General features: G+C 70.8%; 22 protein-coding genes. 14 read left to right on the top strand and 8 right to left on the bottom strand.

Features of this window, described 5'->3' with window-relative positions:
* Positions 1-9 precede the first annotated feature (9 nt).
* Positions 10-543: a CDP-alcohol phosphatidyltransferase family protein gene (locus VFW66_09305; protein HEX5386883.1), complete on the bottom strand. Its 534-nt coding sequence runs from the start codon at positions 541-543 to the stop codon at positions 10-12.
* 84 nt (positions 544-627) lie between these two features.
* Here VFW66_09305 and VFW66_09300 point away from each other — a divergent pair, with 84 nt between their 5' ends.
* Positions 628-930, top strand: a complete 303-nt coding sequence (locus VFW66_09300) for a hypothetical protein (GenBank protein HEX5386882.1) — start codon at positions 628-630, stop codon at positions 928-930.
* 49 nt (positions 931-979) lie between these two features.
* Here the strand turns inward: VFW66_09300 and VFW66_09295 are convergent, their stop codons facing one another.
* The 4 genes from VFW66_09295 to VFW66_09280 are packed head-to-tail and all read right to left on the bottom strand — an operon-like array spanning position 980 to position 6406.
* A complete protein-coding gene (locus VFW66_09295; protein HEX5386881.1) occupies positions 980-3610 on the bottom strand; it encodes a pitrilysin family protein in 2631 nt (876 codons plus the stop codon).
* Positions 3607-4350, bottom strand: coding sequence for a hypothetical protein (locus VFW66_09290; GenBank protein ID HEX5386880.1), 744 nt, complete (start codon positions 4348-4350; stop codon positions 3607-3609). The genes VFW66_09295 and VFW66_09290 overlap by 4 nt, the downstream gene beginning before the upstream one ends.
* Positions 4347-5279, bottom strand: a complete 933-nt coding sequence (locus VFW66_09285; protein HEX5386879.1) for an ABC transporter ATP-binding protein — start codon at positions 5277-5279, stop codon at positions 4347-4349. Before VFW66_09285 ends, VFW66_09290 begins: the two co-directional genes overlap by 4 nt.
* A complete protein-coding gene (locus VFW66_09280; GenBank protein ID HEX5386878.1) occupies positions 5276-6406 on the bottom strand; it encodes a tetratricopeptide repeat protein in 1131 nt (376 codons plus the stop codon). Before VFW66_09280 ends, VFW66_09285 begins: the two co-directional genes overlap by 4 nt.
* Positions 6407-6635: 229 nt before the next feature.
* On the opposite strand from VFW66_09280, the gene VFW66_09275 reads away from it, so the two are divergent.
* The 13 genes from VFW66_09275 to VFW66_09215 all read left to right on the top strand — a co-directional run bounded on the left by VFW66_09275 (position 6636) and on the right by VFW66_09215 (position 21030).
* Positions 6636-7289, top strand: a complete 654-nt coding sequence (locus VFW66_09275) for a TetR/AcrR family transcriptional regulator (GenBank protein HEX5386877.1) — start codon at positions 6636-6638, stop codon at positions 7287-7289.
* A 12-nt stretch (positions 7290-7301) separates the two neighbouring features.
* On the top strand, positions 7302-8618 hold the full coding sequence (locus VFW66_09270; GenBank protein HEX5386876.1) for a TolC family protein: 1317 nt from the start codon (positions 7302-7304) through the stop codon (positions 8616-8618).
* 42 nt (positions 8619-8660) lie between these two features.
* Positions 8661-9785: an HlyD family secretion protein gene (locus VFW66_09265; GenBank protein ID HEX5386875.1), complete on the top strand. Its 1125-nt coding sequence runs from the start codon at positions 8661-8663 to the stop codon at positions 9783-9785.
* A gap of 3 nt (positions 9786-9788) precedes the next feature.
* Positions 9789-11378, top strand: a complete 1590-nt coding sequence (locus tag VFW66_09260) for a DHA2 family efflux MFS transporter permease subunit (protein HEX5386874.1) — start codon at positions 9789-9791, stop codon at positions 11376-11378.
* A 53-nt stretch (positions 11379-11431) separates the two neighbouring features.
* Entirely contained in the window at positions 11432-12814 is a 1383-nt protein-coding gene (locus tag VFW66_09255) for a sigma 54-interacting transcriptional regulator (GenBank protein HEX5386873.1), read from the top strand.
* Entirely contained in the window at positions 12811-14376 is a 1566-nt protein-coding gene (locus VFW66_09250) for an ATP-binding protein (protein HEX5386872.1), read from the top strand. Before VFW66_09255 ends, VFW66_09250 begins: the two co-directional genes overlap by 4 nt.
* The gene (locus VFW66_09245) at positions 14373-15836 is read left to right on the top strand and encodes a sigma-54 dependent transcriptional regulator (GenBank protein ID HEX5386871.1); all 1464 of its coding nucleotides are present in this window, start codon (positions 14373-14375) and stop codon (positions 15834-15836) included. The genes VFW66_09250 and VFW66_09245 overlap by 4 nt, the downstream gene beginning before the upstream one ends.
* A 349-nt stretch (positions 15837-16185) precedes the next feature.
* A complete protein-coding gene (gene pqqB, locus VFW66_09240) occupies positions 16186-17139 on the top strand; it encodes a pyrroloquinoline quinone biosynthesis protein PqqB (protein ID HEX5386870.1) in 954 nt (317 codons plus the stop codon).
* 28 nt (positions 17140-17167) lie between these two features.
* Positions 17168-17935: a pyrroloquinoline-quinone synthase PqqC gene (gene pqqC / locus VFW66_09235; protein ID HEX5386869.1), complete on the top strand. Its 768-nt coding sequence runs from the start codon at positions 17168-17170 to the stop codon at positions 17933-17935.
* Positions 17936-17941: 6 nt separating this feature from the next.
* Complete coding sequence (gene pqqD, locus VFW66_09230) at positions 17942-18205, top strand: pyrroloquinoline quinone biosynthesis peptide chaperone PqqD (protein ID HEX5386868.1); 264 nt, start codon at positions 17942-17944, stop codon at positions 18203-18205.
* Complete coding sequence (gene pqqE, locus VFW66_09225) at positions 18202-19290, top strand: pyrroloquinoline quinone biosynthesis protein PqqE (protein ID HEX5386867.1); 1089 nt, start codon at positions 18202-18204, stop codon at positions 19288-19290. Before pqqD ends, pqqE begins: the two co-directional genes overlap by 4 nt.
* 22 nt (positions 19291-19312) lie before the next feature.
* Entirely contained in the window at positions 19313-20257 is a 945-nt protein-coding gene (locus VFW66_09220; protein ID HEX5386866.1) for an ABC transporter ATP-binding protein, read from the top strand.
* The gene (locus VFW66_09215) at positions 20254-21030 is read left to right on the top strand and encodes an ABC transporter permease (GenBank protein HEX5386865.1); all 777 of its coding nucleotides are present in this window, start codon (positions 20254-20256) and stop codon (positions 21028-21030) included. Before VFW66_09220 ends, VFW66_09215 begins: the two co-directional genes overlap by 4 nt.
* Here the strand turns inward: VFW66_09215 and VFW66_09210 are convergent.
* The 3 genes from VFW66_09210 to pruA form a co-directional block, all read right to left on the bottom strand.
* Complete coding sequence (locus VFW66_09210; protein HEX5386864.1) at positions 20969-21805, bottom strand: hypothetical protein; 837 nt, start codon at positions 21803-21805, stop codon at positions 20969-20971. The genes VFW66_09215 and VFW66_09210 overlap by 62 nt on opposite strands.
* Entirely contained in the window at positions 21792-22208 is a 417-nt protein-coding gene (locus VFW66_09205) for a hypothetical protein (protein ID HEX5386863.1), read from the bottom strand. Before VFW66_09205 ends, VFW66_09210 begins: the two co-directional genes overlap by 14 nt.
* Before the next feature lie 889 nt (positions 22209-23097).
* Positions 23098-24726, bottom strand: a complete 1629-nt coding sequence (pruA, locus tag VFW66_09200) for an L-glutamate gamma-semialdehyde dehydrogenase (GenBank protein ID HEX5386862.1) — start codon at positions 24724-24726, stop codon at positions 23098-23100.
* Positions 24727-24736 lie beyond the last annotated feature (10 nt).

The raw sequence follows: 24736 nt of genomic DNA, 5'->3' as shown, positions 1-24736 counted from the left end.
CGTTTGGCATCAGCTCGTGCCGCCGAGCGGGCGCCGCTCTCCGGCCGCGCGGCTGTAGTCCCCGATGGCATAGAGTGCGAGGGCCGCCGTCCCCCACGCGAGCGGGTGGAGCAGCGGAGAATCGAAGAGAAAGGCGAGGAGCGTGAGCAGTTGGGCCACCGTTACCGCCTTGCCGCTCGGGCGCGCCGGAATCGCGCGGGTTGCCCGCTTGGCCGCGGTCGCGAAGAACGCCACGCTCGCCACGATGTCCCGGAGCAGCACGCCCACGACCTCGTAGAGCGCGAGGCGCCCCGACGCGAGCACGACGCCGAATGCGGAGACCATGAACAGTTTGTCCGCGATCGGATCCAGCACCGCACCGAATGCCGAGCTGCCGTACCGCCGCGCGAGCCGCCCGTCGAGCAGGTCGCTCGCGGCAGCCAGCACGAGGATGAAGAACCGCGCACCAGTTCCGCTCGCGAGCGGAAATGCGACCGCGAGCGGGAGCCTGAGCGCCGTCAAGACATCGGCGGCGCTCCAGAGCGGTCGAGCTTGCTGGCCCATAGGGGCGGGACTACTTTCGGGCATCACCCTAACATACATCGCGCGCCCACGCCTGCCGCTCCTCCACCCGCCGCCACGCCGCCGATGGATGCAGCCTTCGATCACGCGCTGGCCGAGTTCACCGCCGCTCCCGGCGCGCGGCTCGACGCGGCGGCGCTCTCCGCGCTGGTCGTCGCGGCGGCGGGGGCGGTGGGCATGCCCTCGCATGGCCCGCCAGTCGCGCGGCCCGGCACGGGCACGCTTGGGGTGGCGCTCGTCTGCCGCGAGGGGCACATCGTGATTCACGTCGGGTTGGACGACGGGCTCTGCCTGGTGGACGTCGTGGCACGCCGCCCGGCGGAGGCTTCGCGCGGGATGGACGTGATTCGGCGTCGGCTCGGCGGCTGAACGCTTGACGCAGGTGCCGCGGGCGTGCGCCGCTCGGCGGCGTCCGCGCTCAGCGGCGTCCGCGCGTGCCTCGGACGACGCCCTCCGCCCGCCGCGCCGCATCGAGATAATGCGCCGCAACCGCGCGCACGGCGTCGGCGGTGACCGCGCGGTAGCGCGCCGCGGGATCGGCCAGCTCGCCCAGCCCATCCCCCACGAGCCACGCCTCGAGGATATCGCCGGCCACCGCCGCGCCGCTCTGCAAGCGCACCTGCACCTGGCCGGCGAGATAGCTCACCGCCTGGCGCAGCTCCTCCTCGCTTGCCGGCTCGCGCACGAACCGCTCCAGCTCAGCCAGCATCGCCGAGCGCGCTTCCTCCTCGCGATCGGGTGACGTCGCGATGTAGGTAACGAGCGCCCCGGCACGCCCCTTCTGCCAGGATGAGGCGACGACCGTGTACGCCAGCGAGCGGCGGTCGCGCAGCGCCTCGAAGAGCCGGCCGCCGAGCCCGCTTGCGATCGCCGCCCAGACATCGCCGGCCCAGCGATCGGGGGCGCGGCGGTCGGGTCCCTGGAACACCATCGCGAGCGCGCTCTGGGCCTTCTCGCGCTCCACCGCGCGCACAAGTGGCCGGGAGTCGAGCGCCCAGGCCACCGGCGCCGTGACCATCGCGCGCGCGCGCTGCGGGTACGCGCCGAACACGCCCGCAAGCTGCTCCGCCGCTCGCTCGGGCTCCACGTCGCCCACGGCCACCACGACCGGCCGCACGCCCAATAACGCGCGCTCGTGCCAGCGGCGCGCATCGCCCGCAGTGAGTCCAGCGAGCGTCTCCGCCAGGCCGCCGATCGGCCGGCCGTAGGTGAGATCGCCGAAGGCCGCGCCGAAGGCGAGTTGGAACGGGTAGCGGAACATATCGTCCGCCACCTGCGTGGCCTCGACGATCATGAGATCCCGCTCCGCCGCGATCTCCGCCTCGCCGAAGCGCGGCGCCGTGTACACGAGATCGAGCAACGCGCCGGCTTCCGGCAGCCGTTCGGCGAGAACGGCGGTGCCGACGCCGAGCCAATCCACCGTGCTGCTCGCCCCGAGCGTGCCCCCGAGCCGCTCGACCGCGAACGCGAGACCGGCGGCGTCGAGCGCGCCCGCGCCGCGGAGCGCGCCGCGCACGGTGAGCGCGCCGATCCCCGCCTCGCCGGGCGGATCGAACTCCAGCCGAGGCACGTAGATGCCGAGCGCCACCATGGGCACGCCGATCTTGCGGCGCACGAGCACGTCCACACCGGGCAATGCAAGCTGCCACACGCCGGCATCCCGCTCGCGCGCCTGCGCTGCTCTCGGACCCGCCGCGCGCGGCGCGGACCCGGCCGGGCTCGCGAGCGGCCGCAGCGCCGTGACCGCAAAGGCGCGCGCCAGCATCTCGACGGTGAGATCGGCGCCGCGCCCGCGCGGGAGATACGCCACGCCCGAGACATTGTCCGGCGCCAGGTATCGCGCGGCAACGGCGCGCACGTCGTCCGCCGTTGCCGTCTGGAGCGCGTCGTACTCGCGGTCCAGAATCTCGACGCCACCGAGCGCTTCCGCCGCCGCGAGCGCCGAGGCGCGGCCCTCCATCGACTCGAGGCGCCGCGCCCAGCGCGCAAGCACGAGCGTGCGGGCCCGCGTGAGATCGGGTTCGGACGGCCCGAGCATGCCAAGGCGCGCGGTCGCCTCGGCGATGCCCTCGACGGCCGCCGGAAGGCGCTCGGGCTCGAGGTCGGCGCTCACGGCAAACACGCCGAGCTCGGTCGGCGCGTAGTTCCAGGAGGCGATTCCCGAGACGATGCCGGGCTCGCGCAGCGCCCGGTAAAGCCAGCTCCCGCGGCCGGCGCTCAGCACCGCCGCCGCGAGGTCGAGCGCGGGCGAGTCGGGATGCAGCGGCGGCACCGTGGGCCAGCCGATCACGAGCTGGGCCTGCGCCACATCGCCGCGGAGCGTCCGCGCCCGCACGCCACGGTGCGGGGGCTCCTCGGGCGAGCGGTCGAGCGCACCCGGGCGCGGCGGCCACCCGCCGTAGGCCTCGCGGGCGAGCGCGAGCGCGGCCTCGGGGTCGACGTCGCCCACGATCGCCACGATCGTGCGTTCGGGGACGTAGCGTGACTCGTAGTATCCCCGCACGTCGTCCCGCGTGAAGCGCGCGAGATCCTCCTCGCGGCCGATGCGCCAGCGCCGGATCCGGTGCCGGTCGAACATGACTTCGTGCAGGGTCTCGGCGGCCACCGCCTCCGGGCTGTCCAGCTTGCGCTTGGCTTCCTGGATGATCACTTGGAGCTCGCGTGCGAGCTCGCCCCCATCGAGCGCCGCGTTCCGGAGCGCGTCGGCCTGAATCTCGAGCGCGGACGCCAGGCCCTCGCGTGGCAGCACGACGAAGTAGTTGGTCTGGTCGTACCCGGTGCTGGCGTTGAGGTAGCCGCCGGCCGCCTTGGTCTCGCGCGCCACCGCGCCCACGCCCCGGCGCGCCGTCCCCTTGAAGAACATGTGCTCCAGCACGTGCGAGATGCCGCCCCAGCGGTCCGGCTCATCGAAAAAGCCGGCCTTGACATGCGTCACCACCGCGACCACCGGGGCGGACGCGTCGCGCTGCACCAGAACCGTGAGCCCGTTCGGCAATACCTCGCGCCGCACACCGCCCGACCAGCGGCCCGGCCCCTGCTCGTCCGTCATCCGCGCGCGCCGGTAGAGAGAGGGCGCCAGCGCAGCACCGCCAGCGCCGCGGCGGCGAGCGCCACGCCGTAGAGCGCCACGTAGAGCAGCGCGCCCCCGGTGGGCAGCGGCCGCTGCACACCCACCAGGTGAAACGGCGGGAGCAGAGCGTACACCGTTTCCGTGAGCGGGTGCGAGGCGAAGCCCGTGGTCTCGGCGAAGCCGAGCGTGGCCTGCAGAAGCAGCAGCAGGACGGCGACCAGCCAATCACGACGGAGAAATGTCGACAGCAGAAACACCAGCCCACCCAGCAGGAAGTACATGAGCGACGCGCGAACGAGGAGCCCACCCGCCGCGGCGATCGAGCCATCGAGCCGAATCGCCACCGCGAGCGCCATCGGCGCGGCGCAGACGAGCACCGCAACGCCGCCGACGATCCACCGCTCAAGATAGTAAAGCGGCGGGCTCACCGGGTGGGCAAAAAGCGTGCGGTGGTATCCGCCGGCAAAGTCCGCGCTCACCATCCCCGCGGTCGCCAACAGGATCAGCACCTTGGTCGCGAGATCCAGCTCGTAGAGGAGGACTGTCGCTTGCCCGCCTGCAATGTCGGTAGTGATCGTGACGGAATTCATCAGCAGCAGCGCGAGCGCGGCCACCGCAAGCATCGGCAGCCCCGGCCCCGCGGCCACGTCGCGCGCCATCCAACCGGCATAGCGGAGCGGCATGCGCCGGGGCCCCGCGCGCGGCTCGCGTGCGTTCACGGCGCGTCCCCCACGGCCGCCCGAAACTCACTCTCGAGCCGGCTCTCCTCCGCGTCGAACGAGCGCACGGTGGCGCCGGCCGCGAGGAGCGCGGCGAGGCTACGGTTGAGCTCGCCGAGATCGCCCACTACGCGCCATTCGGCCGTGCGGCCGGCGATGGGGGCAGCGCCTGGAAAGGTCGCGGGGAGCGCAGGATGAGGGGCGGCGAGCGCCAGTCGATAGACGAGCGGCGGCGGGGCGGTCCCCGCGGCGACCTCCGGCGCGGCGCCAACGGCGACCACCCGCTCGAGGCGCCCCTGATTGAGGATCAGCACCCGGTCGGCCAGGCGCTCGAGCTCGTCGAGGTTGTGCGACGCGATCACGACCGTACGGCCCGGCCGCCGGAGCCCGCGCACGACGTCCCGGAAGCGCTGGGTCCACACGGGGTCGAGGCCGTGCGTCGGCTCGTCGAGCACGATCAGATCGGCGTCGGAGACGAGTGCCTGAGCGAGTCCGAGCCGCTGCAGGTTGCCCTTCGAAAGTTGCCGCGCCTGCTTCGCGCGCTGATCGGCGAGACCGAGCCGGTGCAGCAGATCGTCGATGCGCGAGGGCCGCGCCGCCTCGGGCACACCCGCCAGCGCCGCGCCTCGGCGGAGCGTCGCCTCGACCGTCCAGCGCGGCGGAATCGCGATGAGCTCGGCCAGATAGCCCACGCCGCGGCGCTCCACGTACGCTCGTGGGACGAGGCCGTCGATCCGGGCCGTGCCGCCGGTGGGTGAGAGGAAGCCGAGGAGGATTGAGATGAGCGTCGACTTGCCGGCGCCGTTGGGCCCCGCGATGCCGGCGACCTCGCCGGCCTCGATGGTCACGGCGACGCCGTCGAGCGCCGGCACGGTCCGGCTGCCGGCCCACGAGCGGTAGGTTTTCGAAAGGTCCTGCAGCTCGATCACTGGATGATGCGCAGTACGCCCGCCTCGGCGCTCCCCCGAATGAACGCCTCGGCGTCCGTCACCGGAATCACCACTCCGGTTTCGGCCCGCCCCCGCCGCGCGAGCCCGAGCATGTACTCCGCCATCGAGGCGTCGGCCCACTCCCGATCGGCGGCCTTCATCTGGAGGAGGATCTCATCCCAGGTGCCCCGGAACGTTTCGCCGGACAGCGTGCCGATGGCGTGCGCGTCGCCGGCGTGCCCCGAATGCGCCGGACGCCGCTGCATCGCGTGCAGCTCGGAGAGGAGCGTGCCGAACAGCTCGAGCTGGTGCGGGTCGCGCACGCTGCCGTCCGACTGCTGCGCCTCGACCTCGGCGAGGAGCAGCTCGATCGAGTCGGGCTCGCCGGCGACTTCCCCCAGGCGCGCGAGCCAGGGTTGCAGCTCGGGATCTTCGTCGCGCAGGCGGTACACCAATTTCTTGAGCTCGATCGTGCGCCAGATCCCCAGCTCATCGAAGTGCTCCTCCGGCCGGGTCCGCTCGAGATGGTGCAGCGCCGCCTCGGACTCGCCGCGGTCGTAGAGCATGTTCGCGAGATAGATCCGCGCCTCGGGAAAATCCCCGTCCAGCTCGAGCGCGCGCCGGAGCCAGAAGAGCGCGCCGCTGTCGTCGCCCCGCCGATGACAGGCGTAGCCCAGGCACGCCGTGGCGTCGGCCGAATCCGGGTGCGCGCTCGCCGCGAAATCGAAGAACCGCTGCGCGTGCCCCACGAGCCCCTCGCGAAACAGCGCACGGCCCACCTGCAGCATCAGGTCGTGGTCGTCGCGGAAACCGAGCTCGATCGTGCGCTCGAACGCGTTGAGCGCGGCGGCCCGGTCGCCGAACTTGAGCAGCGTCTCGCCCAGCCCCGTGAGGCTGTCCTCGTGGTCGGGATCGATGGCGAGCGCGCGCTCGAAGCTGCGCCGGGCCCAAGCGTACTCTTCGCGCGCGAGATGAGCGTACGCCGTCCCGACGTGGAGCTCGACTGCATTGGGGTAGAGGGAGAGTCCCTCGTTCAGGAGGGCAAGCGCGTCGTCGTATCGTCCGTCGTTGTAGAGCTGGTGGGCCTGTTCGTCGAAGTCGTCGGAGGTGCGAAATGCGTCCGACATCGGCACGACCTCCCGGCGGCGGTGGTGCGCACAAGTTTAGGTCGCTGCATGGCGCGTATCAAGGGAATCGCTCCCCGACGCGCGGACTTGGCGCTGTGATCTAATCAACGGCGCGGCTTCCGGTTAAGGAGTAAGACTGCGCGCCGGCCCCGTCGGCCGGCGGACTCGGTTGACGCCCGTCGCTGCGCGGTTATCTTACTGACCGGTCAGTAACTAATTTGGAGTTCTGGTGATTCCCCAATCCAACCCACCCGCACCGCGCTGGCAACGGCGCCCCGAGGCCCGCCCCGAAGAGATCCTCGATGCCGCACAGGAGATTTTCGGCGAGTACGGCTTCGCCCGCGCCAAGCTCGACGACGTGGCCCAGCGCGCCGGAGTCAGCAAGGGAACGGTCTATCTCTACTTCGATTCCAAGGAAGCGCTCTTCCGCGAGATGGTGCGGGCGAAAATCGTCCCCATGATCGAGCAGGGCGAAGCACTGGTCGAGCAGCACGAGGGCCCCTACCGCGATCTCCTCGTGACGCTCGTGCGCACGATGTTCGACCGGATGCAGCGGGGTGGTCTCGGACGGATCGCGAGATTGGTCACCTCCGAGCTGACGAGCTTCCCCGAGCTCGGCCGCTTCTACTTCGACGAAGTGATCCTCCGCGCCCGCCGCCTGCTCGAGCTGGTACTCGACCGCGGCATTGCGAGTGGCGAATTCAGGCCGGTGGCGCACCGTTTCGCCGCGCGCGGGCTGCCGCTGCTCCTGGTGCAGACCTCGCTCTCGCAATGCTTCTACCGCGAATTTGATCCCCAGGCACTCTCCGACGAGGCCGCGCTCGAAGGCATCATCGAACTCTGCCTCGAGGGCGTCCTCACGCGCTCTCCGATGGGCGACTGAGGCCGGGACGCCATGCGCGCACCGCTGCTGATGCTCGGCCTGGCCGCCGCTCCGCTCCCGCTCGCCGCGCAGGCGCGCGCGGGGCCGAAGCCTCCGACCGGGCCGCTCACGCTGCTCGAGGCAATCGCACTCGGCCGGAAGCAGGGCATTGACGCGGTGATCGCCGAGCTCGACGCGCGTGTTTCCGAGGCGCGCGTGGGCGAGCGCCGGGCCGCGCTGCTCCCCACCGTGGCCGGCGCGGCGAATGTGACGCGCCAGACCATCAACCTCGACGAGTTCGGATTTCCCGGCATCTCCGGTATCTCACCCGACTTTTCGGTCTGGCGCTTTCGCCTCGGCGCCTCGGAGACCCTGTTCGATGCCTCGGCAATCACGCGGCTCCGCGCCGCCCGCGACACCGCGGTGGCGGCGGGACTCGACGCGCAAGCGGTGGGCGAGCTGGCCGGCGCCACCGCCGGCCTGGCGTACCTCGGGGTGCTGAGCGCGCGGGAGACGGTGGCCGCCCGCGACGCCGACAGCGCCGTGGCCGCGGACCTGCTCGACCAGGCGCGGCAACTGGTCCAGGCCGGCGTGAGCCCCGCAATCGACCGGACCCGGAGCGAAGTCAGCTACGCGGCCGTGCGCACCCAGCTCGAGGTGTCCCGCAACGCGCTTGACCGCGCCCGGCTCGACCTCCTCAGGACGCTCGACCTGCCGCCCGGCACCGAGCTCGACCTTGCCGATTCGCTCGGGCTCGGCGCCGTCGACATCCCGCTCGATCCCGCCGCCGCCGCCCGCTACGCGCGAGACCATCGCGCCGAGCTGCGGGCGGCACGGCAGCGCACCGAGGCGGCGCGGCAGAATCTCAAGTCGATCCGATTCGAACGCATCCCGAGTCTCGGTGTGAGCGGCTATTACCAGCAGACCGGGCCCGGGCTCGGGAACCTCGCCGGCACCTACAACGTGCAATTGGGCATCACGGTCCCGATCCTCGACGGATTCAGCCGCCGGAGCCGGGTGAAGGAGCAGGAGTCCAGGCTTGCGGCGCAGGAGATCCGCGAGCGCGATCTGGGCAATCGGATCGAGACCGAAGCGCGCCAGTCGGTGCTCGACGTTGCCTCCGCGCGCCAGCAGGCCGCGATCGCGGAAGAGCGGCTCCGGCTGGCCGAGGAGGAGCTGTCCCAGGCCCAGCAGCGATTCCAGGCCGGTGTGGCGGGAAGTGTCGAGACCACCCAGGCGCAGAGCGCGGTGATCGCCGCGCGCGACGCGCTGATCCAGGCTCGGCTGAACTACGGCACCGCACGAGTGCGCGCCTACCGCGCGCTCGGCATCATCGACCAATTGCGTTAGCGGCCGGCGGCGGAAGCGCCGACCGCGCGGAACGAGACGACCATGGCAACCGACACCGCTCCCCGCCGCCCTTCGACCGAGACGTTCGAGCACGAGGTCGTCGACAGCGAACTGCCTGCCCCGCGCTCGCGGCGGCGCTGGCTCACGTTCCTCATCGCCGGCATCGTCGTACTCGCCGGGGCCGTGTGGGCAGGCCGCAAGTGGATCTACAGCCGGAGCCACGCCTCGACCGACAATGCCCAGGTGGACGGTCACATCGTCGTAGTCTCGCCCAAGGTGCAGGCGTTCGTGGATCGCGTCCTGGTCGACAACAACGAGCGGGTGAAGGCGGGCGACACGCTCGTCGTCCTCGATGACCGGGATCTCAAGGTGCGCGTCCAGGAAGCGGAAGCCGAGCTCGCGAGCACCCGCGCGGCGGCGGGAACCGCGCAGCAGACCGGCCAGGCTACGGCGCAGGTCGCCACGACCAGGGCCCAGGCCGCGAGCGCCCGGGCGAGCGTGGCCTCCGCCGAGGCGAACTTCAAGCGCGCCGCGTCCGACCTGGAGCGGATTCGGGGACTTGCCGCCAAGCAGATCGTGGCCGCCCAGCAACTCGACGCGGCGCAGGCCGCCTACGATGCCGCCGCCGCCGAGCTCGACGCCGCACGCAAGCAAGCCGCCGCGGCGGGCAGCCAGGTCTCGGCCTCCACCGCCGCGCTCTCCGGCGCCACGGCGCGGCTCGAGGCGGCGCAAGCTGCGCTCGACAACGCCCGCCTGCAGTTGAGCTACGCATACATCCTGTCGCCGACGGACGGTGTGGTGGCCAATCGCAGCGTAGAGCCGGGCGGACTGGTGCAGGTGGGTCAGGCGCTCATGTCGATCGTGCCGCTCCGCGACGTGTGGGTGACGGCAAACCTCAAGGAGACCCAGCTCCCTGGCGTGTCGGTGGGCGACAAGGCGACGTTCACGGTGGACGCCTACCCCGGCCGCACCTTTCTCGGCCACGTCGAGAGTCTGAGCCCCGCCACCGGGGCGCGCTTCGCGCTGCTGCCGCCCGATAACGCGACCGGCAACTTCACCAAGGTGGTGCAGCGGGTGCCGGTGCGCATCGCCGTGGACGGCAGCATCGATCCAGCGCGGCCGCTCCGCCCCGGCATGTCGGTCGAGGCGACGATCACGACCCGCTGATCCGTGGCCACGCTTTCGCTCCCCGCGCCCGCCGGTGGCCTGGCGCGCGCGGACGTCTATCGATACCGCTATCTCATCGCATTCGCGGTGGTGCTCGCCAGCGTGCTCGAGCTGCTCGACACGAGTATCGTGAACGTCGCGATCCCGCACATGATGGGAAATCTCGGCGCCACGCTCGATGAGATCGCCTGGGTGAGCACCGGGTACATCGTCGCCAACGTGATCGTGTTGCCGATCACCGGCTGGCTCTCCGCCCGCTTCGGGCGGCGCAACTATTACACGGGCTCGATCCTCCTCTTCACCGCCGCGTCGTTTCTCGCCGGCAACGCGCACACGCTCGAGCAGCTGATCGGCGCGCGGGTGCTCCAGGGCATCGGCGGCGCCGCCCTCATTTCGACCGCGCAGGCCATCCTCTTCGACGTGTTCCCGCTGGAGGAGCGCGGCGTCGCTATGGCGATCTTCGGCATGGGCGTGATGGTGGGTCCCACGCTCGGACCCACGCTCGGCGGCTGGATCACGGACAACTACTCCTGGCCCTGGATCTTCTACATCAACCTGCCGCTCGGCGCGGTCGCGGCAGTCATGACGTGGCGCTTCGTTCCCGAGCCGGTGCACACGTCCGAGCGCACCGACCGGATGGACTGGCTCGGGCTCGCGTTGCTCATCATCGGCATCGGCACGCTCCAGATCCTGCTCGAGCGCGGCGAGTCGAAGGACTGGTTCGGCTCGCGCGAGATCTTCATCGAAGCGATCGTCGCCGGCATTGGCCTCGTCGCCTTCATCTGGCACGAGCTGGTGGCGGAGCAGCCGATCGTGGACCTCCGGATCCTGCGCAATCGCCAGCTCTTTGCCGGGGTGGCGTTCGGCGTTACCCTCGGCTTCGGCCTTTACGCGAGCGTCTTCGCCCTGCCGGTGTTTCTCCAGACGCTGCTCGGCTACTCCGCCTGGGACAGCGGCCTCGTGATCCTGCCGGGCGCCATCGCGAGTGCGGTGACGATGGCGGTCGTCGGCCGCTACAGCAATCGGCTCGATGCGCGGCTCATGATCGCGGCCGGCACCCTCCTCTTCATGTGGGCGATGTGGCTCCATTCCCGCTTCACCCTCGCCATCGGGATGCACGATCTCTTCTGGCCGATGGTGCTCCGCGGCACCGGTCTCGGACTCATCTTCGTGCCCCTGAGCCAGCTCACGGTCGCCGATCTCCGGCCCAGCCAGTACGCGCAGGGCACCGGGCTGTTCAACCTCTCGCGGCAACTCGGCGGCAGCTTCGGCATCGCTGCCGCGACGACGGTCCTGAGCCGCTTCACCGAGCAGGCGCGCACCGCGCTGGTGCCGCATCTCGACGCCGGCCAGCCGGCGGTGCGCGCATGGCTCGAAATGGCGACCCGGCACATGCACACGCTGGGCGGCGGGCTCGAGCAGGCGCGGATGAAGGCGTACGCGCTTCTCGAGTTCGTTCTCGAGCGTCAGGCGAGCGTCATCGCGTTCGAGAAGGTGTTCCTCATCATGGGCGTGAGCCTGGTGGTGAGCCTGCCGCTTCTGCTGCTCTTCCGGACGGGCCGCACGACCGGGGACCGCGGGATGGCGCACTGACGGCGGGACCGCCATACTTCTCGCGACGAAGCGTCGTACACCCCATGCCCCACATGCGTCGCGATCCTGTGCCAACCGGCCCCTCCGCGCTCGCCCCGCTCACCGCGGGCATCGTCGCCGCGTGGCTCGATGCGAGCGACGACGGCGCGGTGGCCGTGGACGCGGCCGGCCGAGTCGTCCTCCACAACCCCGCGGCGAGCCGCGTCACCGGACTCGCGCCTGACGCGGCCATGCATCGGCCGTGGCGCGACGTCGTGCGCCTTGAACCCGCAATGGCAGCCCTTCTCTGGGGCGCCCGCGAGAGTGGGACCCGCACCCACGCGGTCGGCGACGTCCTCTGCGCCCAGGGCAACCTCCGCACGGCCGAGATGAGCGCCACCCCCTGGCGCGACGGCGCCGGCGGCATCGGGGTCCTGCTGCTCATCCGCGACCTCGCCATTTTGTGCCGCCAGCAGGTGGCCGCGGGCGGGCGCCCCGGGTACGGCGCCCTGGTCGGTGAGCACCCATCGATGCGCGCCCTCTACCAGCTCGTCGAAGCGGTCGCACCGAGCGACGCGCCGGTCTTGATCGAGGGCGAGCGCGGCACCGGCAAGGAGCTCTTCGCCCAACTGCTTCACGCCCGGAGCCGGCGCGCGGAGCGGCCGCTCATCACGATCGCCTGCCCCGCGCTCGGAGCGCCGGCGCTCGAACGCGAGCTGTTCGGCCAGGTGCGGGGCGGCCCCGCCGGTGCGGTCGGGACCACGATCGGCCGGATCGAGCTGGCCCACACCGGCACGCTCTTCCTCGACGAAGTGGGCGGACTGCCGCCCGCGCTCCAGGCGCGGATTTGCCGCGTGCTCGAGACCGGTGAGATGCAGCGCGCCGGCGATCCGACGCCGCGCCGCGTGGATCTGCGCATCATCGCCGCGTCCAGCCGCCCGCTCGAGCGCGAGGTCGAAGCCGGACGGTTCCGTGAGGATCTGTACACCCGCTTGCGGGTCGTGCGGCTCGCGGTGCCGCCGCTGCGCGAGCGGCGGTCAGACATCGGACTGCTGGCCGAGCACCTGCTCGCGCGCTATGGCGCGCCGGGTCAGACCATCCCGCCCGAAACGCTCGCCCTGCTGCAGGCGCGACCATGGCCCGGCAACGTTCGCGAGCTGGACCGCGTGATTCGTCAGGCCATCGCGTCGCTCGAAGGCCGGCCCGGCGCCGTGCTGAGCCCGGACCGACTTCCGCCCGCATCGCGAAGCGTGGCACCCGCCGCGCCCGCCGCCGAGGCCGCCGGGCCGCGCGACCGGGACGACCGGCGTGCACTCCTGCTCCGCGCGCTCTCGTCGCACGGCGGCAATCGGACCGCCGCGGCCCGCGCCCTCGGCATCGGCCGGGCGACCTTCTACCGCTGGTGGCGGGACGCGGGCCTCGCGAGCGCGGCGCCGGCGTCTCCACCGGCGCTATGACCTTTCAGCGCAAGCTCCTGCTGGGTTCCGCGCTGATGGTACTCCCGGTGCTGCTGGTCGGCGCCGAGGCGATCCGCAGCAACGCACTGGAACAGCGCGCGCTGGAAACCCTCGGCCACAGCCTCACGCGCACGCGGACCTACGCCGAAGTCGAGACGGCCATGTTCAACCAGAACGCGGTCGTCTGGCGGTATCTCAGCGGTCTCGATCCGACCGCGCGGGACGAGTTCCGCCTCAATGGGCAGGTGGTGGACTACTGGTTCACCCGATGGACCGCCGAGCTCCGGCCCGACGAGCACGAGCTCGCGGACCGGGTGCGGACGCTTCAAACGAGCATCCAGACGGCGGCCGACAGCGTCTTCACGCTCTATGATACCGGGCACCGCGATTCGGCATACACGCTCGCGCGGCGGGAGCTTCAGCAGCGGCTCTTTCCCGCGCTCACCGAGATGAATCACGACATCTACCGGCGCGCGCGCGAGTTCAGCGTGCAACGCGCCTTTGCCGGGGTGCAGCAGATCGTCGCGAATGAGCGCCGCATTCTGCTTGCCATCATCGTCGTGGCCGTCGGGGCCGGATTGCTCACATCGCTCGTCATCTCGCGCAGCCTCGCGCGGCCCATCAACCAGCTTCGCGAGGGCATGGCGGTGGTCGGCGGCGGCGACCTCGAGCACCCGATCGACGTGCGCTCGCGCGACGAGGTGGGCGACCTGGCGCGCGCCTTTGCCAGCATGACCGACAGCCTGAGGCAGTCGCGCGCGGCCATGGTGCGGCTCAACGCCGAGCTTGCCGCCAAGATCGGCCAGCTCGAGCGCACCCAATCCCAGCTCGTGCAGTCGGAGAAGCTTGCCTCGATCGGCGAGATGGCCGCCGCCGTCGCCCACGGGCTGCGCAACCCGCTCGCGAGTCTCCGCGCCTCCGCGCAGCTGGTACAGCGCCACCCCGACTCGCCGGCCGCCCGCGAGCATCTCACGTCCATTATCGAAGAAGTCGACCGGCTCGACCGGCGTGTGAGCCACCTGCTCAGCTTCTCGCGGCCCGCGCCGTTCCACCGGCTTCGCGAGAACGTCGCACAGCTAATCGATGGCCTGCTGCCGGCCTTCGCGCCGGCGCTCCGCGAGCAGAAGGTCGAGCTTACGCTCGCGGTTCCCCCGGATCTGCCGCCGGTGCGCGTGGACCCAATGCAACTCGAGCAGGCGCTCGTGGAGGTGGTCTCCAATGCGCTCGACGCGATGCCTGCCGGCGGTCGGCTCACCATCGCAGCGCGGGGCGCACCGCAGCCGGCGCCCGCGGACGCGGCCGATACCTGCGGCGTTGCGGTTGAGATCGCCGACACCGGCAAGGGCATCCCCGAACAGGTCCTGCCCTCGGTTTGCGAGCCGTTCTTCACCACGCGGGCGGAGGGCACGGGACTCGGACTCGCCATCGCCAAACGCTACGTGGAGCAGAACGGCGGCCGGCTCGAGATCGCGAGCCGCGCCGGTGCCGGCACCACTGTGCGCATCTGGCTCCCGGCCGATGCCCCGGCCGAAGAGACCCTTGCCCGGGCGGGGTCGGCGTGAGCGGCTCCACGGTCCTCATCGTGGATGACGAGCGCACCCTCGCGCGTGCGGTGAAGGCGTACCTCGCTGAGCAGGGCTATGAGGCGGAGGTGGCCGGCGACGCGGAGACCGCACTCGGCCTGCTGGAGAGCCTTCGGCCCGACGTGGTGTTCTCCGACGTGCGCTTGCCCGGCATGAGCGGCATCGACCTGCTCAAGCGGATCCGCGAGTTCGATCCGGCAATTGCGGTCGTGATCATGACGGCCTACGGCTCGATCGAGGGCGCGGTGGAAGCCGTGAAGCTCGGCGCCTTCGACTACGTCAAGAAGCCGGTGGACCTCGAGGAGCTGAAGCTCCTGGCCGACCGCGCCCGCGAAACGGCGCTGCTCAAGCAGGAGCTGTCGTACTACCGCGGACGCGCGGCCCGTGATGTACCGTTCGCCGGCATCGTGGGCGAGTCGCCGGCCGTGCGCGCTGTCCTCGAGCGCGCCAGCCAGATCGCGGCGCTGGACGAGACGCCGCCGGTGCTCATCACCGGTGAAACCGGCACCGGGAAAGGACTCGTGGCGCGGACCATTCATGCGTCGGGCCCGCGGTCGATCAAGCCGTTCATCGAGGTGAACTGCACCGCGCTGCCCGCCTCGCTCATGGAGGCGGAGCTCTTCGGATACGAGCGCGGCGCCTTCACCGATGCCAAGGAATCCAAGCTCGGGCTCTTCGAGGCGGCCGGCGGCGGCTTCCTCTTTCTCGATGAAATCGGCGACGTGGAGCTGTCACTTCAGGGCAAGCTGCTCCGCGCCATCGAGGAGCGGGTGGTGCGGCGCGTGGGCGGGATACGGGACCGCAAGGTGGACGTGAGGATTCTCGCCGCCACCAACCGCGACCTGGAGCGCGGCGTCCAGCTCGACCGCTTCCGTCGTGATCTCTACTTCCGCCTCGCGGTCATCCTGCTCCGCCTGCCGCCGCTGCGCGAGCGGGGTAACGACATCCTGCTGCTCGCCGAGCGCTTCCTGCAGCAGTTCAGCGCGAAGTACGGAAAGGCGGTGCGGCGAATCGACCCGCGTGCGCGCGACCAGCTGCTGGCCTACCCTTGGCCGGGCAATGTGCGTGAGCTGAGCCACGTGATCGAGCGGGCCACGCTCTGGAGCCAGGGATCCACGCTCGAGCTGGAGCACCTCTCGCTCGCCAGCCCGGCGGAAGCGCCGGCGGAGATCTGGGAGCCGACCGCCGGCCCCGTCGCAACTTCGGCTCCGCCTGCATCCACGGTTGGCGAGAGCGCGGGCGCCGCACGCCCCTCGGGCCCTTCACCTTCGCCCGGTGCATTGCCCCCCGATGGCGGCGATCTCAACACTTGGGAACGGAATCTGATCGAGCAGGCGCTCCGCGAAGCGGGTGGCAATCAGACCCGGGCGGCCCAGCGGCTCGGCATCAGCCGCGACACGCTGCGTTACCGCCTCAAGAAGTTCGGCATTCAGGGCTGACGGCGGGTGGGTGGAATCACCCACTTGGAGTGAGTTGACCCAATGCTCGGCGCTGCGCTTCAGCGCTGGGCCGGATGATCCGCTGTTACGTAATGCTATGGTAGCGGTTGCCTTATGTATGTGATACACGTTTGACTCAAAAGCGGCACGCAGCCTGCGTATCTGCGGGCGTCGTCGGGCCGAGCGTACGCCCGGCTGGGGCAAAAACCCCACCGAATGTCTCAGGGCCGCACGAGGCCCACCACCATCACTAGCGGAGGCACCACATGCGCTGGACCAAGCCCGAGGCCGAAGTCGTGGCCGTCACGATGGAAGTGACCGCCTACGTCGCGACCCTCTAAGCAACGCAATGCAGACGGGGGGCTCGCGCAAGCGAGCCCCTCGGCGTTTTCAGGTGCAGATCATCCTGCTTGGCACCGCGGCCGGGGGCGGATTTCCTCAGTGGAATTGCTGGTGTCCCCCCTGCCGCACCGCGCGTAGTAACCCGGCGCGCGCCCGGCCGCGGACCCAGTCGTCCGCAGCGGTGAGCGTCGACGGTTCGCGCTGGTTCCTGCTCAACGCCTCGCCGGACATCCGCGAACAGTTGACCCGGCTTCCGAGCCCCGTCCCCACGGGCGCCCGTCACGTACCCGTTGCCGGAGTCGTCGCCACCGACGCAGAGCTGGACCACACGCTCGGCATCGTCCTGCTTCGCGAGGGCCGCTGGCTCCGCCTCTACACCACATGTGCGGTGGCCGAGGTGCTCGAGCGGGATTCCCGGCTGTTGCCAGTGACTCGCGCCTTCGCCGATGTGGATCTGGTCGAGCTGCATCTTGGAAGGCAGGTAGCGCTGCGATATGCCCATGGCACGGAGACGGGCGTCACCGTCGAGGCGTTCGCCGTGCCGGCCGGCCCGCCGCGATTCGCGAGCACCGAAGCCGAGGGACACACCGTTGGCCTCCTGCTCCGGGACAGCGCAACCGGCGGAGTCTGCGCTTTCGTGCCCGGGTGCGGCGGCCTGGACAAACGGCTCATGTCGCGGCTCCACGCTGCAGACCTGGTACTTTTCGACGGGACATTCTGGACTGACGACGAGCTGATCGCCCTCGGCATCGGCGACCGGACGGCCCGCCAGATGGATCACCTGCCGATGTCGGGGCCGGAAGGGAGCCTGGAATTGCTGGCCACGCTGCCCGGACGCCACCGGGTGTACACCCACATCAACAACACCAACCCGGTGCTGGTGGAGGGCTCACCCGAGCGGGCGCTGGTCGAGCGGGCCGGCCTCACTGTTGGAATGGACGGAATGCACTTCGAGATATGACTGCGCATGCGATGGAGAACGAATTGAAATGACGACCGCGACACTGTCCGCCGACCGGCTCGCCACGCCGCCAGCGCCGCCGTTTCCGGTGCTCGTCCGGCCGCTTACGCCCGACGAGCTGGAGCAGGCGCTGCGCAACTTCAGCGGCTCGTACTACGTGGAGCATCCGTTCCACCAGCTCATGTACGCCGGCCGGCTCACCCAGCGGCAGTTTCAGGGCTGGGTGGCCAACAGGCTGGTGTATCAGCGCGTCGTGCCGCGGAAGGACGCCGCCATCCTGTCCAACTGCCCCGACCCCGACCTCCGGCGCGAGTGGATCCAGCGCATCATTGACCACGACGGCACCGCGCCGGGCACCGGCGGTATCGAGCTCTGGATCCGACTTGGGGTGGCCCTCGGCGTGCCGCGGGAGGCAATGGAAGACGAGCGCCACGTGCTGCCGGCCGTGCGCTTCATCTGCGAATCCTACGTGAGCTTCTGCAAAGCCAAGCCCTGGGTCCAGGCCGTAGCATCTTCGCTCACCGAGCTGTTCGCGCCAAAGATTCACCAGCAGCGGATCGAGGCCTTCCCGAAGCACTATCCGTGGATTCCGCCCGAGGGGCTCGATTACTTCCGCAGCCGTCTCGTGCAGGCGCCCCGCGACGTGCATCACGGCCTCGCCGTCGTGAAGCGGCACTGCACCACTGTCGACACCCAGCGCCAGGCATTCGAGGCCCTCAAATTCAAGCTCGATCTGCTCTGGGCCATGATCGACACCATCCACAACGCCTACCGCGAGGACGGCCAGCCCGCCTGAGTCGCGATGCCGCTTTCGACCGATTTCGTCCCCCGCCTCTGGCGCCTCGCACGGCTCGACTTCGACCCCGTGCGCCAGCGGCGCGTTCTGCTCTACCCCGAGGGCGCGGTGTTGCTTAACGAGACCGGCGCGGCCGTGCTCGAGCTCGTGGACGGCCAGCGCACGGTGGCGGACATCGCGGCAATCCTGCGTGAGCGCTACCAGGCGGACGTGACGGCGGACGTGACCGAATACCTGTCGTACCTGGCCGAGAGAGAGTTGATCCGATGACTTCCGAACGTCCGACCACGCTGCTGGCGGAGCTGACACATCGCTGTCCGCTGCACTGTCCCTACTGCTCCAACCCGCTCGAGCTGGTTCGCGCCGAAGGCGAGCTTGCGACCGAAGACTGGAAGCGGGTTTTCACCCAGGCGCGCGAGCTCGGAGTTCTGCAGCTCGGCCTTTCCGGCGGCGAGCCGCTCGTCCGCCGTGATCTCGAGGAGCTTGCGGCCCACGCCCGCGGGCTCGGACTTTACAGCACGCTCGTCACCTCCGGCCTTGGGCTCACCCGCAAGCGGGCCCACGCGCTGCGCGAGGCGGGGCTCGAGCACGTGCAGATCTCGATCCAGGACTCCGACGTCGAGTCCGCCGAGCGGATCGCCGGGGTGAGCTCGGTCAAGCAGAAGCGCGCGGCCATCGCGCTCGTGACCGAGCTCGGCTTCGCGTTCTCGATCAACGTCGTGCTGCACCGAGCGAATCTCGACCGGATCGGTGAGATCATCGACATGGCCGCGAGCCTGGGCGCCGATCGGCTGGAGCTTGCCAACACGCAGTATTACGGCTGGGGGCTCAGGAACCGGGCGACGCTCATGCCCACCCGCGAGCAGGTGCGCCGTGCCAAAGCGATCGCGGAAGAGCGGATGCAGCGCTATAAGGGCAAGATGCAGATGCTCTTCGTGCTGCCCGACTACTTCGAGGATCGGCCCAAGGCCTGCTACGGCGGATGGGGCCGGTTCTACATCGTGGTGGGGCCGAACGGACTGGCGCTGCCGTGCCACGGTGCGTATGCGATCCCGACGCTCTCGTTTCCGAACGTGCGCGATCGACCGCTCGACTGGATCTGGCACGAGTCGCCCGGGTTCCAGGCGTTCCGCGGCGACGCATGGATGAAGGAGCCGTGCCGCACCTGTCCCATGAAGTCCGTGGACTTCGGTGGGTGCCGCTGCCAGGCCTTCGCTCTCACCGGCGACGCGGCAAACCCGGATCCGGTGTGCGGGCTCACGCCGTTCCGCCATATCATCGACGAGGCGCTCGGCGAGCAGGAGCCGGCCGAATACGAGTATCGGGATTTCGCCGCCGAGCCGCAGGGGGCGTGAGGTCCGGGGCCGCGCCAGCGACGTGAGCGGACCGCCGCTCGCGATTGAGACCGAGGGCCTCGGCCGGGATTACGGCAAGACGCGCGCGCTCGCTGCGCTCGATCTCAGCCTTCCGGCCGGGGCCCTCGTCGGCATTCTCGGCCCGAACGGCGCCGGCAAGACGACCGCCATGCTGCTGCTGGCGACGCTGCTGGCCCCGAGCCGTGGCGCCGCGCGGGTGTTCGGGCACGACGTCGTGCGCGACCGGGCGGCCGTGCGGCGCCGGCTCGGTCTCGTCTTCCAGGAACCGAGCATCGATGGCCTCCTCACAGTGGAGGAAAATCTCCGCTTCGCCGCGCGGCTCGTGGGCCTGGGTGGTCAGCTGCAGCGCGACGCAGTGAAGCAGGCCATCGAGCGGACCGGCCTCGCCGCGCGAGCCGGCCAGCCCGCACGCCAGCTCTCCGGCGGCTGGCGGCGTCTTGCCGACATCGCCCGCGCCACGCTGCACCGCCCGCCGCTGCTCATCCTCGACGAGCCGACGGTCGGACTCGACCCCGAGCATCGCGATCGGATGTGGCGCCTGCTCGACGCGGAGCGGAGCGAGCGCGGCGCCACGATCCTCTTCTCCACCCACTACCTCTCCGAAGCCGAGCCGAGCGATCGCGTGGTGATGCTCGCCCGCGGACGGGTCGTGGCTGACGAAGCACCGGCCGCGCTCAGGAGCGCGCTCGGCGAACAGGTGGCCGAGCTCGAAGGTGAGGGCGCGGCGGGCGTGCTCGAGGCGCTCCGGTCACGTGGGCTCGTACGCTCCGCCCGTCCCACCGATCGAGGCTGGCGGATCGCCCTCGGCGGCGGGGGTGATGTGGCAGGCAAGTTGGCAGCGGCGGCGGGCGCGGCGCGCATTACCCGCCTGGCGCTCCGGCCCGCCACCCTCGAGGACGTCTACTTCGACCGCACGCAGGCGCGAGAGAGCGAGTTCGGCTCGTGAGCGGTGTCAGCACCGCCTGGGGGATCGTCGTGCGCGATCTCGTCCGGAGCGTACGGCAGCGCAGCCGGCTGCTGGCGGGCCTCGTCCGCCCGTTCATCTGGGTCTTTCTCGTGGGCGCCGGCTTCAACTCGATCACGCGAATCGAGGGCGGCCTCAGCTATCAGGCCTTCGCCTATCCCGGCGGCATCGTGATGGCGGGGCTCTTCGGCGGCATGCTCACCGCGATCTCGACGGTGTACGACCGGGAATTCGGCATGCTGCGGCTCATGCTGGCGAGTCCCTCGGGGGCCGGCGCGGTGCTCGCCGGCCGCGCAGTGGCCGCGGCCGTGATCGGCGGGGTGCAGGGCGCCATCGTGCTCGCGTGCGCGCCGCTCGCGCTCTCCATGACTGCCGGCGACTTCGCCCGTGGGGCCGCCGCGCTCGCCCTTACCGCGCTCGCGAGTGCCACGCTCGGGTTGCTGGTGGCAGCGCGGCTCACCTCGGTAGAGAACTTCGGCGGCGTCATCAACGTGGTGCTTTTTCCGCTGCTCTTCGTGAGCGGGGCGCTCTACCCCACGCAGGGTATGCCGCCCGTGCTGCGCGCGTTCGCGCGGATCAATCCGGTCACCTACATGGCCGACCTGATGCGCCATGCGCTCCGCCAGCCGGCTGAATTCTCCGTCTCGACCGATATCGCGGTGCTCGCGGCAACGACCGTGCTCGCCTTCGGGCTCACGGCGGCGCTATTCGATCCTGAGCAGCGCTTCGTGCGGGGCAGGGCGCCGCGGCGCTGAGCCGCTCCACCACGACATGCTGCTCGACGCGCGAGCGCACCGCGCGACGCACGCGGCCGCTCGTGGGGATGTCGGTCTCGACCACGATTTGGCCTTTCCGCCGCACAAAGCCGTGATCCGGATCCCAGACGAACTCGCCATCCTCGTGTGTAGTCTGATGGACGGGAATGGGCTGCGAATCGCCGGAGACCGGGGCCTCCGTCGCCTCGCGGCGTACTGCGAGCTTGTAGCGGCCGAGCTTGGCGCCCGACGCCGCGGCGCTGTCGGTGAGCCGGCGAATCTCGACGCCCCTCAGTGTATCGCGCCATACACCGCCGACGGCGAGCGGCGCGCCCGGGACCGGGGGAAGCAGCTCGCCGAGCGCGTCGGAGAGATCGACGACCTGCGCCAGGTCGTCGGGCACGAACGGGTGTGTCTCGGCGACGTAGTGGCCATCCGCCGAAAGCTCGCCGCCGTAGCGACCGCCGATCAGGCCGTCGGTATCCGGCGCGAGCGTCCCTTCCGGCCCGCGCCGCCAGACGGCCAGGGTGTCGAACCAGGCCTCCAGTCGGGCCGAATCCCGTGTGGCAGGTTCCGCGCGCACGATCCAGCGCCCTTCGACCTCGACCGTCTCCCGCCGCCGCCTTCCGGCGAGACTGGTCTCGATGTCGCTTCGCGTGAGCACGTGAAAGCGGGCGCAGTCGAGTTGCGCTGATGTGTAACGGATGGGGGGGACCGGTGGAGCGAGAAGTAGGGCCAGCACGCCGAGGATTGCGGGCAGTTCAGCGCGAGGCATTCCCGAGCCAGATGAAGCAAAGGCCCGCAATCAGGCCGGCGGCCCCGATCACGAGCGCCATGGGCAAGGGCACTTCGGGCGCCGGGCCCACGATGAGCCACGCGACCGCGCTCACGCTCATGACGAAGCCGCCGGCGCGTTCCTTGAGGAGCGCAAGGAGGAAACCCAGGGCCATGATCGTGAGCGGCAGGTATGTGGGACCCACCGCAGCGGCGACCTCGATCGGTGGCGCGGCGCCGACGCGCGGAATCGGCGCGGCGCGCCACAGGAGCACGGCCGCCGCGCCCGTCGCGCAGCCACCGAGGGCGCGGGCGAACGTGCGAACCCTGCGCTGCCGCCGGGCCCGGTCGCGGTCGAGCGGCACGAGCACAGTGGGTCCGCCACGGCCCTGAACGATACGCATGCTCCAAGCTAGCCGGTCGCCGCTGCGGCGCTAAGCCCTCGGGCCGCATGGACAACCCTGGAAATCGGGGGTACGTTGGCCTTCCCCCGCCACACCCACGAGGATCCGATGCTCATGCTGCTCCTGGCGCTGCTTCAAGCGCCGCAGCAGGATCCCGTCTGCACGCCCTCCTCGCAGCCAGCGGCGGCCCGGGAACGTGCGGCAATCCCTCACCGGGTGGCCCGGCGGCGTGACACGCCGGCTCCCTTGCGTCATGCGACCGGCCCCGCAAAGCGGCAAACGGCGGGGCCGGTGCCGCATCGCCACCGGCGCGCTCGCGCCCTGCCGTTCGCCGCGCGGGCGGCGCCGCTCAACCAGCCGGCCGGGACGTGCCAACAATTTGATGTGGGCGTGGCTCCAGGGCCGAGGCCGCAGGTCGTCGCCGTGCCGCCGCTTCAGCTCGATCCGGCGCTGGATGCGCGACTGCGCCCGGTGGCGGCAGCCCCTCTCGTGCTCCCGCCTCCGGCCGGGACGCCCGGAGGCCCCGCGGCCTCCGAGGTGTCGACCGCGGACTCTTCGGCGTGGGTCGCGAGTGCGGGACCTTGGCCGTGGATCGGGCTCGGTGCGGGACTGGGCACAGGGCTCTTCATCGAGCTGCTCCACGGGAGCAGCGGCGATGCACTGCCACCGCTCTCGAACGGACCCACCGGGGGCCCACCAGGAGCGGGGCCGCCGCCGGAGTCGCCGCCGCCGGGTTCTCCGCCACCGGGCGGACCGCCGACCACATTTCCTCCGGTGACGACGACGCCCGAGCCCGGCACGCTGCTACTCATGGCGAGCGGCTTGGCGGGACTCGGGCTCGTGCGCTCGCGCCGCCGCCGCTCACAGCGGTCGACGCGTCGCAGCAGCCTCAGGGCTCCGCCATGAACGGGTAGCGCCAGTCGGTCGGCGGCGCGAACGTTTCCTTGATGCTGCGCGGAGCGACCCAGCGCAGCAGGTTGAGGATGGAGCCCGCCTTGTCGTCGGTGCCGCTCGCGCGGGCGCCGCCGAACGGTTGCTGGCCCACCACGGCGCCGGTCGGCTTGTCGTTCACGTAGTAATTCCCCGCGGCGTTCCGGAGCGCGCGGTCCGCTTGGGCGAGCGCGCGCTGGTCGCGCGCGAACACCGCGCCGGTGAGCGCGTACGGACTCGTCCGATCGACCAGCGCCAGCGTATCGGCCCACCGCGCGGCAGGATACACGTGCGCGGTGAGCACGGGGCCGAAGATCTCCTCGCACATGAGCGTCGAGCCCGGGTCTTGGGACTCGAGCAGCGTCGGCTGGACGAAGTAGCCGACGCGGTCGTCGGCGCCGCCGCCGGCCAGCATGCGCACGCCGGATGCGTGCCCGGCGGATTCGAGGTGCCCGCGGATCCGGTCGAACGCGCGCCGGTCGATCACGGCGCCCATGAAATTGCGGAAATCGGCGACGTCGCCCACGCGGATTTGCTCGATGGCGGCGACGAGCGCGTCGCGGACCCGGGGCCAGAGCGTGTCGGGGACGTAGAGCCGCGAGGCCGCGCTGCACTTCTGCCCCTGATACTCGAACGCGCCGCGCACCGTCGCCGCCACCAACGCCGCCGGATCCGCGCTCTCGTGCGCGAGGATGAAATCCTTACCGCCGGTCTCACCCACCAGCCGCGGATAGCTCACGTAGCCGCTCAGATTCTCGCCCACGCGCCGCCAGAGCTCCCGGAAGACGGTGGTCGAGCCGGTAAAGTGGATGCCGCCCAGCATGCGGTGCGCGAGCAGCACGTCACTCACCAGCACCGGATCTCCCGGGACGAAATTGATGACGCCGGGTGGCAAGCCCGACTCCATGAGCAGGCGGTAGAAGTGCCAGTTGCTGAGCGCCGCCGTGGCGGAAGGCTTCCACACAACCGTATTGCCCATGAGCGCGGGCGCGGTGGGGAGATTGCCGCCGATCGCGGTGAAGTTGAACGGCGTCACGGAGTAGACGAACCCTTCGAGCGGACGGTGATCGAGCCGGTTCCACACGCCCGGCGCGGAGGCGGGCTGTTCGCGGTAGATCCGCTCGGCGAAGTGCACGTTGAACCGTAGGAAGTCGATCAACTCGCAGGCGCTGTCGATTTCCGCTTGGAACGCCGTCTTACTCTGCCCCAGCATGGTGGCCGCGTTGAGCAGTTGGCGATGGGTGGTGGCGAGGCGCTCGGCGGCCCGGAGAAAGACGGCGGCGCGATCCTCGAAGCGCCAGTGGCTCCAGTCCCGGTGCGCCTCGAGCGCGGCGTCGACGGCGCGCGTCACGATCGCGGCGTCCGCCTGGTGAACCCGCGCGAGCACGCGCCCGTGGCAGTGGGGCGAGACCACCGGGTGCGTGCTCGCGCCGCGGAGCTCGCGCCCGCCCACGACGATCGGGATTTCGACGGCCTCCGCGCCCACCGTCCCGAGCGCCTGCTTGAGCGCCGCGCGCTCGGCGGTGCCGGGGGCGTATGAGAGGACCGGCTCGTTGGCCGGGACCGGAAGATTCGGAACGCCGCTCATGGCCCGGAAG

Source organism: Gemmatimonadales bacterium (assembly GCA_036279355.1).
Taxonomy (GTDB): Bacteria; Gemmatimonadota; Gemmatimonadetes; order Gemmatimonadales; family GWC2-71-9; genus DASQPE01.
Note: the sequence above shows the minus strand (reverse complement) of the source record. Positions and strands in the feature narration are given on the sequence as shown.